Below are 15,370 nucleotides of genomic sequence, written 5' to 3'. Positions count from 1 at the left end.
ACCTTCGGGTCGCTTTTTTTTTACCCGTTGGATAGACTCCGCCGAGTATTTCTCATGTTCCAAAGGCCAATTTATGTCCCTCAACGTCGTGATCCTGGCGGCGGGTAAAGGTACCCGCATGCGTTCCGTTCTGCCCAAGGTACTGCACCCGGTAGCCAACAAACCCATGGTTTCCCACGTGATCGATACCGCCCGTCAGGTCGGCGCCGAGCAGCTGCATCTGGTCTATGGCCACGGTGCCGAGCTGCTGAAAGAGCGGATCGTGGCGGCCGACGTGAACTGGGTGCTGCAGGCGCAACAGCTGGGGACCGGTCATGCCGTCGCCCAGGCCATCCCGTTCTGGAAGGATGTAGACGATGTGCTGGTGCTCTACGGCGATACCCCGCTGATCCAGCCAGAGACCCTGCAGCGACTGCTGGCTGCCAAGGCGGAAAACGGGATGGCACTGCTGACCGTGGTGCTCGACAACCCCACTGGCTATGGCCGTATCGTCCGTGAAAACGGTCAGGTGGTCGGGATCGTCGAGCAGAAGGATGCCAATGCCGAACAGCTGGCGATCCGCGAGGTGAACACCGGCGTGCTGGTGGCCAATGGGGGCCAGTTGCGTCAATGGTTGTCTCGTCTCGACAACAAGAATGCCCAGGGGGAGTTCTATCTGACGGATGTGATCGCCATGGCACACGGCGATGGCTGTCCGATCGCGGCGGTCCATCCGGAGCGTGCCGCCGAGGTGGAAGGGGCCAACAACCGGGTCCAGCTGGCTGCCCTTGAGCGCAGCTACCAGCAGATGCAGGCCGAGAAGCTGATGATCGCCGGTGCCACCCTGATTGACCCTGCCCGCTTTGATCTGCGCGGAACCCTCGAGATCGGTGAAGAGGTGGTGATCGACGTCAACGTCATCATCGAAGGCAAGGTAACCCTCGGCAACCACGTCCGTATTGGTGCCGGTGCCGTGCTGAAGGATTGTGTCATTGGCGATCACACAGAAGTGAAGCCCTACTCCATCGTCGAAGGGGCTCAGGTGGCGGATCAGTGTTCGGTCGGCCCGTTTGCCCGTCTGCGCCCGGGTGCCGTGCTGGAGCAGGATGCCCACGTCGGCAACTTCGTCGAGATGAAGAAGGCCCGTCTTGGGGTTGGTTCCAAGTGCGGTCATTTGACCTATCTGGGTGATGCCGAGATCGGAGCCGGGGTAAATATCGGTGCCGGTACCATCACCTGCAATTACGACGGCGTGAACAAGTTCCAGACCATCATCGAGGATGATGTGTTCGTCGGTTCCGATACCCAGCTGGTGGCGCCAGTGCGCATCGGCAAGGGGGCGACTCTGGGGGCGGGTTCTACCATCACCAAGGATGTGGCCGAGAACGAGCTGGTGATCACCCGTGTGCCCCAGCGTCACATCAAAAACTGGGCTCGTCCGGTCAAGAAGAAGTGATGCCCGATCAATAAAATAGAACCGGCGCCTGATGGCGCCGGTTTTTTTTGGCTTATGACTGATGGTTGGTGTCACTGGTCGATGACTGGGGGGCCGCCCATGTGGTGGCGGGTGCGCTGTAGTCCATCACCTGATACCAGTCGAGCTTGCGGGTCAGCATCATGATCAGCGCCAGGGTGGCGAACAGGAGCAGGGCGCCGAGCAGCAGGGCGATCTCTTCGGCTTGCAGCAGGCTGTAGAGGATGGCATAGACCAGCCCGAGCAGCGCCGCGAAGCCGATCCCCTGTTTCGGGCCACCCAGCACATGACTGAGGTAGAAACCGTTGAGCAGTACGCTGGCCAGCGTGGCTACCAGATAGGCCCAGCCAAAACCGAGGTGCTCGGTCAGCGCCAGCAGTACCAGATAGAAGATAGCCAGCCCCATGCCCACCAGCGCGTACTGGATCGGGTGAACCCGCAGCCCCTTGAGCAGCTCGAACATGAAGAAGCTGATAAAGGTGAGGCCGATAAACAGCAGGGCATATTTGGCCGCCCTCTCATTGAGTTGATAGTGATCCACCGGCTGCACCAGACTGACGCTGAAGGTGGAGAGATGGCTATCGCCCCCGTTCATCATCCGGTTGAAGCGGGTCTCCATGTCGCTGGCGAACCAGCTGGTCTGCCAGTTGGCCTCAAACCCTTGCGAACTCAGGGTGCGACTGCCCGGCAGAAAGTCGCCGATAAAGTTGGGATGGGGCCAGTTGCCCGCCAGCAACAGGGTGCTCTCCTTGCCCAGCGGTACTATGTCGAGGGTGTTCATCCCCTGCAGATTGAGCTCCAGATGAAAGGTGCCATCCTGTTGCGGCAGGCTGTCGAGCGGGGCATGGATACCCGCCAGCGCATCACCGAGGCGGGCGCCGGGGGCAAACGGAATCCGCTGGGTGCCGAGTTGCAGTTCGGGGACGCTGTTGATACCGCGGGCATCGGAGAGCACCAGGCTCAGGTAGGGTTTGCCCGCCACCAGCTCGGCCGTTTCACCGAGCGGTGAGGTCGCGTCATTCAGCAGACTCTGCCGGGTTGGCAGGCGGCCCGAGAGGGAGAGCCGGGTCTGATAGACCTGCGCCTGATAGATGCCCAGCTTGCGCGGGGTGACCTCCATGTTGGCCTTGATATCCAGTTGCTCCGGCAGCTGGTAGCGGTAGATCTGCTCCTGACGGACGAAGCGCTTGCCCTCCTGCTCGACCGTCACCGAACGGGTATAGGGCTGCACGATAATGGGCCCCATCAGTCGTTGCGGGCCGCTGCTGCTGGCCATGATGCTGTGAATGGCCTGACTGCGGTAAGCCTGACGCTCCCGGTTCAGCTCCATGATGGATTGCACCGGCACCATCAACAGCAGGCTGAGCAACAGCAGCAGAAAGATCTTGTGGGTGAATATCTGTTTGACCATGACACGTCTCCTTGTTGGATGGAGTGAGTCTGTCAGTCCAGCGTGAAGTGGTGATGGGCTTGTGTGAAGTGGCGGTGAACTGTTGAAAAACGGCGCCATCAGGCGCCGTGGGATTGTTCAGGGGCGGGAGCGCACCAACCGGGCGGCTTGTGCGAAACGATCGGTGTGGCCGTCGATCAGCCCGTGCATAAAATCGATGTAATAGACCAGTTCCGGCATCTCCTCAATGAAGCTGGAGGTCCAGTAGGGGGCTGAATTTTCCCCGTTGTCATGGATATCGGAGAAGAAGCGCGGGTCTGTCATCGGCGCCCGGCAATCTTCGTCGAGCAGGGTGAAGAGCTCCTCGATGGTGGGGAGTCGCCACCCCTCGCCAAGGCGGGCAGCTTCATCCTTGGCTTCAAGCAGCGTCAGCAGGGCCGGTGTGCCCACGCACCCTTTCCCCTCCAGCCACTGGCTGCCGAGGCTGCACGCCTGCCATTCTAGCTGGTTGAGCCGATCATGGATGACTTCTCCCTGCCGCGTCAGGCGGTCGGAGAGATCACAGGCAGCAAGCGCCATGCTGGCCGGAAGCCAGAGCAGCAATAGAAATAATTTCATGTTTGTCTCGTTTACGAATGGCGGTCAGCCCGTCGCTGGTGGGCTGACCGTGGTTATCTGGCGGGAAGCGAGCTCACTGCTTTTTAAGTTGTGCAGGCAGGGCCGCAAGCACCTCTTCTTTCGCTTTGAGGGAGGCGAACTGCTTGCCGGGCTTTTGCACCACGGTATGGACGAAGATCAGCTGCTTGCCCGGTTTGCTGGCCCAGCCGACGAACCAGCCGATCTGCTGATCGCGGTTGAGGCTGCCATCCAGCTTCTTCGGGTAGCCCATACCGGTTTTGCCGTGGATCTGCCAGCCGTCGATCTCGCTCACCTTGAGGATATTGGCGGTGTATTGCAGGGTTTGCGCCGAGACCGGCAGCTTGCCGCTGAGCATCTTGCCGAGGAAGCGAGCCTGCTCCTCCGGACTGATGGCGAGGCTGGAGCTGAGCCAGGCCTGGGTCAGGCCGTCATGTTTGCCTGGATTGCCGGAGAGATCCCGATTGCCGTAGTCGAAGCGGTCGACATATTGCTGGAAGCGCTCCATCCCCAGCCATTCGGTGATCTGCTGGGAGAACCAGACCACCGAGTAGGTTTCCCAGCGGCGCGGGGTGGTGGTTTCACGCCAGGCGGGCAGCCAGCCATCGTAGTTCGGCTTGTAGGGCAGTGCCGGATGCTCTTCATCCACCAGATAGCCACTGTCGTAACCCATCAGCGCGAGCGGGATCTTGAAGGTGGACGCGGGTGGCAGCTGGCTGGAGCAGTCCCCTTCGCTGGAGAGGGTCTGGCCATTGCCGTCAGCATAAAGAAAGCAGCCGCTGGCGGCGGAGGCAGGCAGGGCTGCGAGCAGACCGGCAGCCAGCAGGCTGGAGAGAAGCAGGCGGGACATAGCATTTCCTTGAGCAAATGGATGAGAGAAAGCGGCAGTCTAATGCCGCTTTGTGTGGGGAATGTGAAGTTGCGGGGGGGGCTAGGCGAACGGCAGCCAGAGTTCCGCCAGCGCGCCCCCTTCCGGCCGGTTGCTCAGGGTCAGACGGCCGCCATGCTGGTGGGCCACCTCATGGGCGAAGCTGAGCCCCAGACCGCTGCTCTTGCCCTTGTCCGGGCGCGGCAGGGAGTAGAAGCGCTCGAAGATGCGCGGCAGGGCGTAGTCGGGAATGCCGGGGCCGCTGTCGGTGACCCGAAAACAGTAGCCCTCCTCCTGCTGGCTGCCGCTCAGGGTGACCTGCCCGTTGGCGGGAGAGAAGTCGATGGCGTTGTCCAGCAGGTTGCCGATGGCCTGCTCCACCAGCAGCGGATCCCACTTCTGTTTCGGCGCGCTGGCCAGCTCGGCCACCAACTCGACCTGACGGCGCTGGGCGATGATCTGGCGGGCGTCGAGGGTGCGCTTGCCCAGTTTTGCCGGTTCCACCGACTGGCGATCCAGCCCCTGCCCCGACTCCAGCCGCGCCAGTTGCAGCATTCGCTCGATCAGCTGCTGCATGCGCGCGGTTTCCTGATTGATGTTGCCGATAAACCGTTTGGCAACTTCGGGGGGCGGCGTTTCGGCCAAAATCTCCCCTGCCCCGCGAATGGCGGCCAGCGGGCTCTTCAGCTCGTGGGTCAGGCTGTGCACATAGGCTTCGATGTAGCTTTTGCCATCGAGCTGGTGGCGCATGGTCTCCAGCGAGCGGCCGAGCCGATCCAGCTCGACGGTGTGTAGCCGTGGCAGCGGTGCCGCCTCCCCCTTGCTGACCGAGTCGGCGTAGTGCACCAGCTTGCCGATGGCGCGGTTGAGCCACCACACCAGCAGGCTGCCGATCAGCAGCGAGATGAGCAGCATCTGGCCGCCGGCCCGCAGTAGCTCCTGTTCCCCGCGCTCAATGGCGGGCATCAGGGTGCGATTGGGTTTGGCGACGGTGAGGGAGCCGATGATCTCTGCCCCCTCCCGCAGCGGCGCCGCCACATACATGGTCGAGCTGGCGGCATCGTCGGGATCGGTGCGGGTGCTGCGGGCGCCATATTGGCCGCGCAGGGTGCGGTAGACATCGTTCCAGCGGGAATAGTCCTTGCCCAGATCCGTGCCGTCGGAGTCGTAAATCACCATGCCCTTCTGGTCAGTGACATAGATGCGGTACTCCGCCTGCTGCTTGAGGTGGCCATCGATCATCGCATTGATGGGATTCTGGTTGAGGCGGGCGAAGGCGCTGGCTAACCGCCCGTTCATCATATTGCCCTCTTGCAGATCATCGAGGGCGAGCGGTGCCAGCAGCTGGGTCATGTCTACCAGAGTATCCTCGGTGGCGCTGCGCACCCCGGGTTTTATCTCCTCGACGAAGATCTCCAGCACGAACCAGGCGGCCAGCGCGAAGATCAGCAGCAGGCCGCACAGCAGTTGCAACCCGAGTCTCATGCCAGCTCCAGGCTGTAGCCCAGCCCGCGGTGGGTGAGGATCAGGTTGGCCTCGGGATCATGTTCGCGCAGCTTGGCGCGGATGGTCTTGATGTGGGTATCGACGGTGCGATCCAGACTCTCCTCCGCATCCTGCCACACCAGATCCATCAGCTGCTGGCGGGAGTAGACCCGCCCCGGCGCCAGCATCAGGGTCTTGAGCAGCAGATATTCGTAACGGGTGAGGGCCAGCGGCTGACCGCGAAAATGGATGCGGGCACGCTCCTCATCCAGTACCAGCAGGGCGCTGGGCTGGGGGGCGACGGGCTGGCTGCGGCGCAGGATGACCCGCACCCGGGCACACACTTCCCGTGGCGAGAAGGGTTTGGCCACATAGTCGTCGGCACCGATCTCCAGCCCGATCAGTCGGTCTATCTCCTCGCTGCGGGCGGTGAGGAACATCAGGGGGATATCGGTCAGCGCCCTCACCTGCTTGCAGAGTTCGAAGCCGCTGATGTCGGGCAGCCCCACATCGAGGATCAGGAAGTCGGGTCGCGTCTGTTCCAGTCGTGTCAGCAACTGCTGGCCCAGCATGAACCACTCCACCTCGAACCCGTCGGTCTGCAGGGCGTAAATCAGGGTGTCGGCGATGCTGGCCTCATCCTCCACCAGCCAGATGACTCTCTTTTGCATGGCATCCTCGTCGCAAATTGGCACCCCATTCTGGCATCGAACCAAATCGGATCCTATTTGCTGTTTTATTTTTCCGAAAAAGGGGCTAATATTTCGATGTTCTTTCGAATCGAAACTTAAAAATGACCAAACGTAATACTCAACAACGCCGACACACCATAGTGACCCTGGTACAAGAGCAGGGTGAAGTGAGCGTCGACGCCCTCGCCAAACACTTTTCTACCTCCGAAGTGACCATTCGTAAAGATCTGGCCGTACTGGAGACCGGTGGTCTGCTGCTGCGCCGTTACGGTGGTGCTGTCCCTTTGCCGAGCGAGATGGTGGTCGAGGTCAACCCTGAACAAGTTTCGAACCGAAAGTTAGCCATTGCCCGTGCGGCGGCCGAGCGGCTGCGTGATCACAACCGCGTCATCATCGACAGCGGCAGCACCACCAGCGCCATGATCCCCATGCTGGGCAACAAGCGCGGCCTCATCGTGATGACCAACTCCCTCAATGTGGCCGGTGCCCTGCGCGAGCTGGAAAATGAGCCTACCCTGTTAATGACCGGTGGCACTTGGGACCCTCACTCCGAATCCTTCCAGGGGCAGGTGGCGGAACAGGTGCTGCGATCCTACGACTTTGACCAGCTCTTTATCGGTGCCGACGGCATCGACCCGGAGCGGGGCACAACCACCTTCAATGAGCTGGTGGGCCTGTCGCGGGTGATGGCCGAGGTGTCGCGGGAGGTCATTGTGATGGTCGAATCGGAAAAGATCGGCCGCAAGATCCCCAATCTCGAACTTCCCTGGTCGAGCATCCATACCCTGGTGACCGACGAGGGGCTGGCCAGCGAGGCCAGAGAACAGATTCAAGCCCAGGGGGTGACGCTTATCTGCGCCCCGGTCACTTGCTGACATCGAGCTCTGAACCATCCAACTGACTTTACGATTTGTATCTCAAGGAGAAGTGTATGTGTGGCATCGTCGGGGCTGTCGCCCAACGTGATGTGGCTGAAATTCTGGTAGAGGGCCTGCGCCGTCTGGAGTACCGCGGTTATGACTCTGCCGGTGTGGCCGTGTTCAGCGCCAACCAGCCGTTGCAGCGGGTTCGCCGTCTGGGCAAGGTGGCCGAGCTGGCCAAGGCGCTCGACGAGCAGTCCGTCCACGGCGGTACCGGCATCGCCCATACCCGCTGGGCCACTCACGGCGAGCCCTCCGAGCGCAACGCCCACCCCCACGTCTCCGAGCATATCGTGGTGGTGCACAACGGCATCATCGAGAACCACGAAGAGCTGCGGGAAGAGTTGAAGGCGCTGGGCTATGTGTTCAGCTCCGACACCGATACCGAAGTGATTGCCCATCTGGTCCATCACGAGCTGAAGAGCGCCGGTAGCCTGCTGGCCGCCATGCAGACTGCGGTGAAGCAGCTGCGCGGTGCCTACGGTACCGTGGTGATGGACAGCCGCGACGACAGCCGCGTGGTGGTTGCCCGCTCCGGTTCACCGCTGGTGATCGGCCGCGGTATCGGCGAGAACTTTATCGCCTCCGACCAGATGGCGCTGCTGCCGGTGACCCGTCGTTTCATCTTCCTGGAAGAGGGTGATGTGGCCGAAGTGACCCGCCGTGACGTGCATATCTTCGATACCAACGGCAACGCCGTGGTGCGTGAAGAGCAGGAGTCCGAACTCTCCCACGATGCCGGTGACAAGGGCGAATACCGTCACTACATGCTCAAAGAGATCCACGAGCAACCCAAAGCGATCACCAACACCCTGGAAGGGCGTTTGGGCAGCGATCACGTGGTGGTCGAGTCGTTCGGAAACGGCGCACGCGCCATCTTTGACAAGGTCGAGCACGTGCAGATCGTCGCCTGTGGCACCTCGTATCACTCCGGCATGGTGGCTCGCTACTGGTTCGAAGAGATCGCTGGCGTCTCCTGCGATGTGGAGATCGCCTCCGAGTTCCGCTATCGCAAATCGGTAGTGCGCCCCAACAGCCTGCTGGTGACCCTTTCCCAGAGTGGCGAGACTGCCGATACCCTGGCGGCGCTGCGTCTGGCCAAGGAATCCGGCTACATGAGCTCGCTGGCTATCTGCAACGTGCCGGGCTCCTCGCTGGTGCGTGAATCGGATCTGGCTTTCATGACCCGCGCCGGTGCCGAAATCGGCGTGGCCTCCACCAAGGCGTTCACCACCCAGCTGGCTGGCCTGCTGATGCTGGTGGCCTCGGTCGGTCACTGCCGTGGCCACCTGAGCGCCGCCGCCGAGGCTGAACTGGTCAAGGCGCTGCAAGCCCTGCCGCTGCGTATTAAAGAGAGTCTGGCGCTGGCCAAGGATATCGAAACCCTGGCCGAAGAGTTTGCCGACAAGCAGCACAGCCTGTTCCTCGGCCGTGGCAGCCAGTACCCCATCGCCATGGAAGGGGCGCTCAAGCTTAAAGAGATCTCCTACATCCACGCCGAAGCCTATGCCGCTGGCGAACTGAAGCACGGCCCGCTGGCGCTGATCGATGCCGAGATGCCAATCATTGTGGTGGCGCCGAACAACGATCTGCTGGAGAAGCTCAAGTCCAACGTGGAAGAGGTGCGCGCCCGTGGCGGTATCCTCTACGTGTTCGCCGATGCCGATACCGGCTTCAAGAGCGACGAGACCATGCGGGTCATGAACCTCAACCATGTGGAAGAGGTAATCGCCCCCATCGTCTATACCGTACCGCTGCAGCTGCTCTCCTACCACGTCGCCCTCATCAAGGGCACCGACGTGGATCAGCCGCGCAACCTGGCAAAATCGGTGACCGTCGAGTAAGTCACTCTCTCAAATGAAAAAGAGCCGCAATTGCGGCTCTTTTTGTTTCGGCTGAGGGGTTACGACAGCCGCAGGTTGGTGATGGTGACCTCGTCGAGGGAGGGCACTATGATGCCGCTGGTGATCCCTTTGGCGATGGCCTGACTGCGGTTCTTTGAGTCGGTCTTGTTGGTCACCTGGGTCAGGTGAAAGTTGACCGTCCGCTCACTGATGCCGAGGATGGTGGCGATCTCCCAGGAGGTCTTGCCCTCGCTGGCCCAGAACAGGCACTCCTTCTCCCGATCCGACAGTTCGGTCAGGTATTTCATCATATCCGGTCTGCTTTTGATTAGTTGCAGCGCGGAGTTGAAGATGTAGCTGGCGCAGAACGACAGCAGCGGGACATTTTCAAACATCAGGTCGGAGTTGGATTTGTCCTTGGTGATGAATGAGAGGATGCCGTGCTCCCCCTGCGGGGTGTGCAGCGGAAAGGAGACGCCATTGCGTACACCGAAATCGGCGGCCAGGTTCATCACGTCGCGGCTGGCGCTGGGCAGCCAGGGCGAGTCGCAGTCGAGCTTGTTCCAGAAGATCGGCTGGGTCTGTTTCAGCCCCAGATAGACCACCGGATCCTGGGTCAGATACTGGTTTTCGCTGTAGGCGTCAAACCAGGTGGTCGGACAGTTGTTGAACAGTGCCACGTGGGATTTTTGCATGCTGATGGGGAAAATAATCAGCAGCCGAAAGTAATCAAAGCCCATTTGATGACTGAAGCGCTCCAGCAGTTGCTGGATATCGCTGGTTTTTGTTGCCTTGGTGAACTTGTCGATATGTTCCCAGATCGCATCGTTGAGCATTACTTTCTCCTTTTTCGATCTCTATCACACTGATCGAAAAGATTTTTTATCGTTATTTATATTTGTGCTGTGGCTATTGGCGCCACTTATTCCGTGCGTGCTTAAAAATTATCCTGTTTTTGTGCATAAAGGCCAAGAAAATCCTCTCGTTGCCAGTCCGCCCTGCATTTGAGATAATGATAATAGTTATCATTAGTAAGATGTATTTCAATGAACAAATTATGGGGTGTGGCCCTGCTGCCACTGTCAGTCCACTTTGCTGCCATCGGGGATGAGCTGGTTGCTCCCGCCCTCAAGAACAGCATAGCTGCCGGGAAAGCCTCCCAGCAGCGGGTGGAAAAAGCCGCCGATGCCGCCGTTGCCGCACGACTGGAGCTGCAAAATGCCCAGCTGCAACTGCGCGACCTCGAAGCCTACAACCGCTACATGCAATCTCTGGTGGCCGATCAGCAAAATGAGCTGGGTAAATTGAGCCAGCAGCTGGAAGCGGTGCAAGAGACCCGTCAGGGCTTGATCCCGCTGATGTTGCAGATGCAGGCAGATCTGGAACAGCTGGTGCAAAACGACATCCCGCTGCGCAAGGAAGATCGGCTGGCGCGGGTTGAACAGTTAAAAGCGACCCTGGCTCGCGCAGACGTTAGCGAGGCAGAGAAATTCCGTCAGCTGCTGCAGGCCTATCAGATTGAAGCCGAGTACGGCAGCCGGATGGACAGCTATTCCGCCGAGCTGGAGCTGGATGGTGCTCCGCGTCGGGTCGATGTGCTGGCGCTGGGTCGGGTCTCCCTGCTGGCAATGACGGCCGATCGAAGTCAGGCATGGCGCTGGTCTGCCGAGGCGAAGCAGTGGCAAGCCCTCGATAGCCAGTGGCTCTCCCCCATCGCCGAGGCGATGGATGTGGCCGCCGACAAGAAAGTTCCCCAGTTGCTCAATGTCCCCCTCTCTGTCAGCCGCAGTCAGGAGGCCCAATCATGAGAGTCACCATGAAGTGGTTCCCCCTCCTTATTGCCCTCTCCTGCGGTACCAACGCCGCTGTCGCCGATGAGTGGCAGCAGCAGGAACAGGCTCGTGAACAGCAGGCTCAGCAAGATCTGGCGACCGTTACCAAGGAGCTCGGCACTGCCCGCACCAGACTGGCCGAGGCCCAGCGCCTGAGCAAGGAGCTGGCTGGCAAGTTCGCCAGCAACGAGAAGCAGCTGGTCGAGCTTAATGCCCAGTGGGAGCAAGCCTCCGGCGACATGAACGAGATCTTCTCGGTCACCCGTCAGGGCGCCAGCGATGCGGTCAAGCTGCTGAGCGAATCCGCCGTCGAGGGCCAGTACCCGGAACGTCTCGCCCCGCTGAAAGCCATGGCACAGGATAAACAGGTGCCGGATCGCGCTGCTCTCGCCCTGCTGCCCGCCACGCTGCTGCAGGAGATCCGCGAATCTGGCCGGATTGCCCGGTTCAACGGCAAGGTGCTCGATGCCCAGGGGGCTGCCAGCGAGCAGTCGCTGACCCGGGTTGGCAGTTTTGCCCTGCTGGGGAGCGAAGGCTTCCTGCAACCGACCGCCGAAGGCTTGAGCCCGGTACTGGGTCTGCCCGGTAGCGTGCTCTCTGCCGTTGCGGCTTATCAGGGTCAGGAAGGGGAAGCGCTGCCGCTGGATCCTTCGCATGGCACTCTGCTGGCGATGCTGGCACAGGCACCTACCTTCTGGCAGCAGGTACAGCAAGGTGGTCAGGTCGGCGCCATTATCGTGCTGCTGGCCGCTATCGGTTTGGGAATTGCGGCAGTACGGCTGTGGAGTCTCTCTCGTGAGCTGGGTCGGGTTCGTCGCCAGCTCAAGAGCGGCGAGTATCACGCCGATAACGCCCTCGGCCGGGTGCTGACGGTGGCAGACAAACACCCCGAGCTGAGCATGGAGACCCTCGAGCTGCGTCTTGATGAGGCAATCCTGCAGGAGACTCCTCGTATGGAGCGCGGCATCGGCATGGTCAAGGTAATCGCTGCCATCGCCCCCATGCTGGGTCTGCTCGGTACCGTGACCGGGATGATCGGCACCTTCCAGGCCATCACCCAGTTTGGCACTGGCGATCCCAAGATCATGGCGGGCGGCATCTCCATGGCGCTGGTTACCACGGTACAGGGTCTGGTTGCGGCCATTCCGCTGATCCTGGCTCACAGCCTGCTGCAATCGCGCTTCACCGAGCTCTCCAATGTACTGGAGCAGCAGGTAGCCGGCATTCTGGCCGAGCGCGCCGAGAGCAATAACGGCGGGATGGAGCGAGCAGCATGATGCTCGACATCTGGCAACAGTTGCAGAGCTTCATGGGCCGTGGCGGCCCTGTGCTCTGGGTCATTCTGGCCCTGCTGGTGCTGATGTGGATTTTGATGATCGAGCGGCTGCTCTACCTCAATCTGGGTTTTGGCCCCTTGCAGCAACAGCTGCTCGGCCGCTGGCAAGCCCGCAGCGAGCGCCACAGCTGGCACGCCCGGGCGATCCGCAGTCGCTGGCTGGCGCAGGCGGAGCTGGAACTGAACCGTCATCTGATCTTCATCCGCACCCTGGTGGTGCTCTGCCCCATGCTGGGGTTGCTGGGCACTGTGACCGGCATGATCGGCGTATTCGATGCGTTGGCTGCGGCCAACCGCTTTAACCCGGAGAGCATGGCGGGCGGGATCTCCCGCGCCACCATCCCCACCATGGCTGGCATGGTGGTGGCGCTCTCCGGCGTGTTGTTACTCAGTCGGCTCGAGAGTCAGGCCAAGCGTGCGCTGGCCAAGACCCGGGACGGCCTGCGAGAAGAGAAGGTAATGCAATGAGACGGCAATCCAAACGCCAGCGTGACGAAGTGCAGATCGACATGACCCCCATGCTGGATATCGTGTTCATCATGCTGATCTTCTTTATTGTCACCACCTCCTTCGTGCGTGAAGCCGGGCTCGAGGTGCACAGGCCCCAGGCCAGTCAGGCCAAGGCGCAGAAATCCTCCAGCATCATGCTGGCGATCGGGGCTCAGGGTCAGATCTTCCTCGACCGCAAGCAGATCGATGTGGAGCGGGTGCAGGCCACCATTGCCCGTCTGCTGGCGGAGCAACCCGATGCCAGTCTGGTGATCCAGGCCGACGAGCGGGTGCCCCACGGCAAGGTGGTGCGGGTGATGGATGAGGCCAAGGCGGCGGGTATCGCCAATATCGCCGTGGCGGTGGCGCCGAAATGAAATACAAGCTGATGAGCCTGGGGCTGGGGATCGCCCTCAGTCTGGGCATCCTGCTGTTCATGGCCACGCTGGTTGAACCGCCCCGGGGCGAGAAGGTGGCGAGCGAACAGAAGCCCATCGTCATCAATATGCAGAACGAGGTGACCGAGGTGCAGGTACGCGAGCGTCCGGTACCGCAGGAACCCGAGCCTCTGCCAGAGCCTCCCGCTGCATTGGCCTCGACACCGCTGCCGATGCCTGCCGCGGCCCCCTTGGCGGCCGTTGAGCCGAGTCTGGATCTGGTTTCCAGCCTCAGCGCGGTGCAGGTCTATGCCCCCGGAGTGGCGACCAGTACCGCACCGGTATTGAGTGGCAACTACCACGGCCAGCAGCAGGGAGCGGGTATCGGCGCAGGTGACATGCTGATGCCGCTGCAACGGATCGAGCCGGTCTACCCCTATCGTGCCCAGCAGTCAGGGATCGAAGGATTCGTCACCCTGCGCTTTAGCGTGAATGCTGAAGGTGGCGTGCAGGATGTGGAAGTGGTCGAGGCCAAGCCCAAGCGTCAGTTCGAGCGGGCGGCCATTCAGGCGATCAACAAGTGGCGCTATCAGCCGAGACCGGGCGCCACCGACAAGCTGGTGCAAGTCATCACGCTCAAATTCAAACTGGAGTCATAACTATGTTGCGGATCTGGATCTGTCTGCTGGCCCTGGTCGGCCAAGCCTGTCTGGCGATGGAGGTCAGCCCTCACTTCTCCCGTCAGCTTGAACCCGTGATGAAGCTCTATCAGTCCGGTCAGTGGCAACAAGCCCAGAGCAAGGCGTCCGGCCTCAAGCCAAATAGCGATCCCGAGCATGCCTGGCTGGCGCAGCTGCAAGCCTCGCTGGCGGCCAATCTGCAACAGACCGCCCAGGCGAGCCGTTATGTCGAACAGGCCCTTGCCTATAAAGAGTGGCCCGAGCAACAACAGCTCCAGCTGCTGCGACTGCGCGGCGATATTCAGGCCCAGCAATCCAACTGGTCTGGTGCCATCGCCAGCTACAAGGCGGCGCTGGCGCTCAAGCAAGACGATGGGCTGCGCCTGCGTCTGGCTGGCCTCTATTACCACAACAAACAGTACGGTGATGCCGCCAGCCAGAGCGAACAGTTGTTGAAGAAGGGTTGGCAGAAGCAGGCCGCCATCATTCGTCTCTCCGCCCTCACCGCCCAGCAACGTTATGGCGTGGCGGCCGATCAGGCGGCCGAGCTGATCCGTCACGAGCCGACAGAGAGCAAATGGTGGCAGCAGGCGGTGTCGCTCAACCTCTCCGCCAAACTTGGCGATCAGGCGTTGGCTCTGTTGCAAACAGCTATCGACAGAAAACTGATGGATGATGCGTCTGCCCGCAATCAGCTGATCCGTCTCTATGCCTGGCAAGGGCTGCCTTATCGTGGTGCCCGTCTGCTGGAAGCGGCCATGGCCAAGGGACAGATGAAGCAAAGTGCTGAAAACCGCCAACTGCTTGCCCAATTGTGGGAAGGTGCCCGGGAGTGGTCACAAGCGGTCGATAGCTGGCAGCTGCTCGCCAACCAGCACGGTCAGCCCAAAGCCGCCATGCGCGCCGCCGAACTGCTGCTGCAACAGGGCAAGACAGATGCTGCCATGACCCAGCTCGCCGCCATCAAGTCGGTAAAAGGCGAGCAAGGCAATCGTGCCAAAGCGCTGCTGGTGCAGGCACACCTTAATAAGGAGCAGTATGCCCAGGCGCTGGAACTGGCCCGTGAGCTACAGCAACAGGATAACTGGCAGCAGAAGGCAACCAGCTGGGTCAACTATATCCGGGCACAAAGCGAAGAATTGAGCAAAAAAGCGGCGTAAAAGAGATGCCAAGGGGTTGTTTTGGGGCGTTCAGTTCGCTTTTTCAGCAAACGAACGCATTTTTGCAAAAAGCCCTTGTCATCCCGGCGTGGCGCCCTATAATGCGCCCCTACCAGCACGGCGGAACACGCCAACCTGATGAGCCAGCTTACTAGTGAAGTGGGCGCCGAAAGAAAAGCGAAAACAAGCGCTTGACTTTCGAAGTGAG

15 protein-coding genes are annotated in these 15,370 nt (G+C 60.8%); 9 read left to right on the top strand and 6 right to left on the bottom strand.

Annotated elements, in window-relative coordinates; all coding sequences use genetic code 11:
* Positions 1–73: 73 nt before the first annotated feature.
* Complete coding sequence (glmU, locus tag BN1139_RS09850; RefSeq protein WP_005355840.1) at positions 74–1,435, top strand: bifunctional UDP-N-acetylglucosamine diphosphorylase/glucosamine-1-phosphate N-acetyltransferase GlmU; 1,362 nt, start codon at positions 74–76, stop codon at positions 1,433–1,435.
* 52 nt (positions 1,436–1,487) lie between these two features.
* On the opposite strand, the gene creD is transcribed toward glmU, so the two are convergent.
* From creD to blrA, 5 genes are all read right to left on the bottom strand, one after another.
* Complete coding sequence (creD, locus tag BN1139_RS09845; protein WP_005355841.1) at positions 1,488–2,864, bottom strand: cell envelope integrity protein CreD; 1,377 nt, start codon at positions 2,862–2,864, stop codon at positions 1,488–1,490.
* A gap of 117 nt (positions 2,865–2,981) precedes the next feature.
* Positions 2,982–3,461 (bottom strand): Lcl C-terminal domain-containing protein, encoded by a 480-nt coding sequence (locus BN1139_RS09840; RefSeq protein ID WP_005355842.1) that lies wholly within the window; start codon positions 3,459–3,461, stop codon positions 2,982–2,984.
* 73 nt (positions 3,462–3,534) lie between these two features.
* Positions 3,535–4,329 carry an OXA-12 family class D beta-lactamase gene (gene blaOXA / locus BN1139_RS09835; RefSeq protein WP_005355844.1) on the bottom strand — a complete coding sequence of 265 codons (795 nt, stop codon included), beginning with the start codon at positions 4,327–4,329 and terminating at the stop codon, positions 3,535–3,537.
* Between the two features lie 81 nt (positions 4,330–4,410).
* Entirely contained in the window at positions 4,411–5,832 is a 1,422-nt protein-coding gene (gene blrB / locus BN1139_RS09830; protein ID WP_005355846.1) for a beta-lactam sensor histidine kinase BlrB, read from the bottom strand.
* Complete coding sequence (gene blrA / locus BN1139_RS09825; RefSeq protein ID WP_013724228.1) at positions 5,829–6,503, bottom strand: beta-lactam response regulator transcription factor BlrA; 675 nt, start codon at positions 6,501–6,503, stop codon at positions 5,829–5,831. The genes blrB and blrA overlap by 4 nt, the downstream gene beginning before the upstream one ends.
* Before the next feature lie 122 nt (positions 6,504–6,625).
* Here blrA and BN1139_RS09820 point away from each other — a divergent pair, with 122 nt between their 5' ends.
* Positions 6,626–7,399, top strand: a complete 774-nt coding sequence (locus tag BN1139_RS09820; protein ID WP_005355851.1) for a DeoR/GlpR family DNA-binding transcription regulator — start codon at positions 6,626–6,628, stop codon at positions 7,397–7,399.
* A 56-nt stretch (positions 7,400–7,455) separates the two neighbouring features.
* Positions 7,456–9,288, top strand: a complete 1,833-nt coding sequence (gene glmS / locus BN1139_RS09815) for a glutamine--fructose-6-phosphate transaminase (isomerizing) (RefSeq protein ID WP_005355853.1) — start codon at positions 7,456–7,458, stop codon at positions 9,286–9,288.
* Between the two features lie 59 nt (positions 9,289–9,347).
* Here glmS and BN1139_RS09810 read toward each other — a convergent pair whose 3' ends face one another.
* The gene (locus tag BN1139_RS09810; protein WP_005339360.1) at positions 9,348–10,124 is read right to left on the bottom strand and encodes a helix-turn-helix transcriptional regulator; all 777 of its coding nucleotides are present in this window, start codon (positions 10,122–10,124) and stop codon (positions 9,348–9,350) included.
* Between the two features lie 210 nt (positions 10,125–10,334).
* Between BN1139_RS09810 and BN1139_RS09805 the strand changes: the two genes are divergently transcribed.
* From BN1139_RS09805 to BN1139_RS09780, 6 genes are read left to right on the top strand one after another with little or no spacing between them, the layout of a single operon-like run.
* A complete protein-coding gene (locus tag BN1139_RS09805) occupies positions 10,335–11,096 on the top strand; it encodes a DUF3450 domain-containing protein (protein WP_005357258.1) in 762 nt (253 codons plus the stop codon).
* Positions 11,093–12,397, top strand: a complete 1,305-nt coding sequence (locus BN1139_RS09800) for a MotA/TolQ/ExbB proton channel family protein (RefSeq protein WP_013724227.1) — start codon at positions 11,093–11,095, stop codon at positions 12,395–12,397. Before BN1139_RS09805 ends, BN1139_RS09800 begins: the two co-directional genes overlap by 4 nt.
* On the top strand, positions 12,394–12,924 hold the full coding sequence (locus BN1139_RS09795) for a MotA/TolQ/ExbB proton channel family protein (RefSeq protein ID WP_005339367.1): 531 nt from the start codon (positions 12,394–12,396) through the stop codon (positions 12,922–12,924). Before BN1139_RS09800 ends, BN1139_RS09795 begins: the two co-directional genes overlap by 4 nt.
* The gene (locus BN1139_RS09790; protein ID WP_005339369.1) at positions 12,921–13,322 is read left to right on the top strand and encodes an ExbD/TolR family protein; all 402 of its coding nucleotides are present in this window, start codon (positions 12,921–12,923) and stop codon (positions 13,320–13,322) included. The genes BN1139_RS09795 and BN1139_RS09790 overlap by 4 nt, the downstream gene beginning before the upstream one ends.
* The gene (locus BN1139_RS09785; RefSeq protein WP_005339371.1) at positions 13,319–13,981 is read left to right on the top strand and encodes an energy transducer TonB; all 663 of its coding nucleotides are present in this window, start codon (positions 13,319–13,321) and stop codon (positions 13,979–13,981) included. The genes BN1139_RS09790 and BN1139_RS09785 overlap by 4 nt, the downstream gene beginning before the upstream one ends.
* 2 nt (positions 13,982–13,983) lie before the next feature.
* Positions 13,984–15,162, top strand: a complete 1,179-nt coding sequence (locus BN1139_RS09780; protein ID WP_013724226.1) for a tetratricopeptide repeat protein — start codon at positions 13,984–13,986, stop codon at positions 15,160–15,162.
* Positions 15,163–15,370 lie beyond the last annotated feature (208 nt).

Source organism: Aeromonas veronii bv. veronii (assembly GCF_000820225.1).
In the GTDB taxonomy this organism is placed as follows: domain Bacteria; phylum Pseudomonadota; class Gammaproteobacteria; order Enterobacterales; family Aeromonadaceae; genus Aeromonas; species Aeromonas veronii.
This window is presented reverse-complemented; position numbering and strand designations above follow the sequence as displayed.

Coding starts and splice junctions, on each gene's coding strand:
- glmU (WP_005355840.1), top strand. CDS start 74: ATGTCCCTCAACGTCGTGATCCTGGCGGCGGGTAAAGGTACCCGCATG.
- creD (WP_005355841.1), bottom strand. CDS start 2,864: ATGGTCAAACAGATATTCACCCACAAGATCTTTCTGCTGCTGTTGCTC.
- BN1139_RS09840 (WP_005355842.1), bottom strand. CDS start 3,461: ATGAAATTATTTCTATTGCTGCTCTGGCTTCCGGCCAGCATGGCGCTT.
- blaOXA (WP_005355844.1), bottom strand. CDS start 4,329: ATGTCCCGCCTGCTTCTCTCCAGCCTGCTGGCTGCCGGTCTGCTCGCA.
- blrB (WP_005355846.1), bottom strand. CDS start 5,832: ATGAGACTCGGGTTGCAACTGCTGTGCGGCCTGCTGCTGATCTTCGCG.
- blrA (WP_013724228.1), bottom strand. CDS start 6,503: ATGCAAAAGAGAGTCATCTGGCTGGTGGAGGATGAGGCCAGCATCGCC.
- BN1139_RS09820 (WP_005355851.1), top strand. CDS start 6,626: ATGACCAAACGTAATACTCAACAACGCCGACACACCATAGTGACCCTG.
- glmS (WP_005355853.1), top strand. CDS start 7,456: ATGTGTGGCATCGTCGGGGCTGTCGCCCAACGTGATGTGGCTGAAATT.
- BN1139_RS09810 (WP_005339360.1), bottom strand. CDS start 10,124: ATGCTCAACGATGCGATCTGGGAACATATCGACAAGTTCACCAAGGCA.
- BN1139_RS09805 (WP_005357258.1), top strand. CDS start 10,335: ATGAACAAATTATGGGGTGTGGCCCTGCTGCCACTGTCAGTCCACTTT.
- BN1139_RS09800 (WP_013724227.1), top strand. CDS start 11,093: ATGAGAGTCACCATGAAGTGGTTCCCCCTCCTTATTGCCCTCTCCTGC.
- BN1139_RS09795 (WP_005339367.1), top strand. CDS start 12,394: ATGATGCTCGACATCTGGCAACAGTTGCAGAGCTTCATGGGCCGTGGC.
- BN1139_RS09790 (WP_005339369.1), top strand. CDS start 12,921: ATGAGACGGCAATCCAAACGCCAGCGTGACGAAGTGCAGATCGACATG.
- BN1139_RS09785 (WP_005339371.1), top strand. CDS start 13,319: ATGAAATACAAGCTGATGAGCCTGGGGCTGGGGATCGCCCTCAGTCTG.
- BN1139_RS09780 (WP_013724226.1), top strand. CDS start 13,984: ATGTTGCGGATCTGGATCTGTCTGCTGGCCCTGGTCGGCCAAGCCTGT.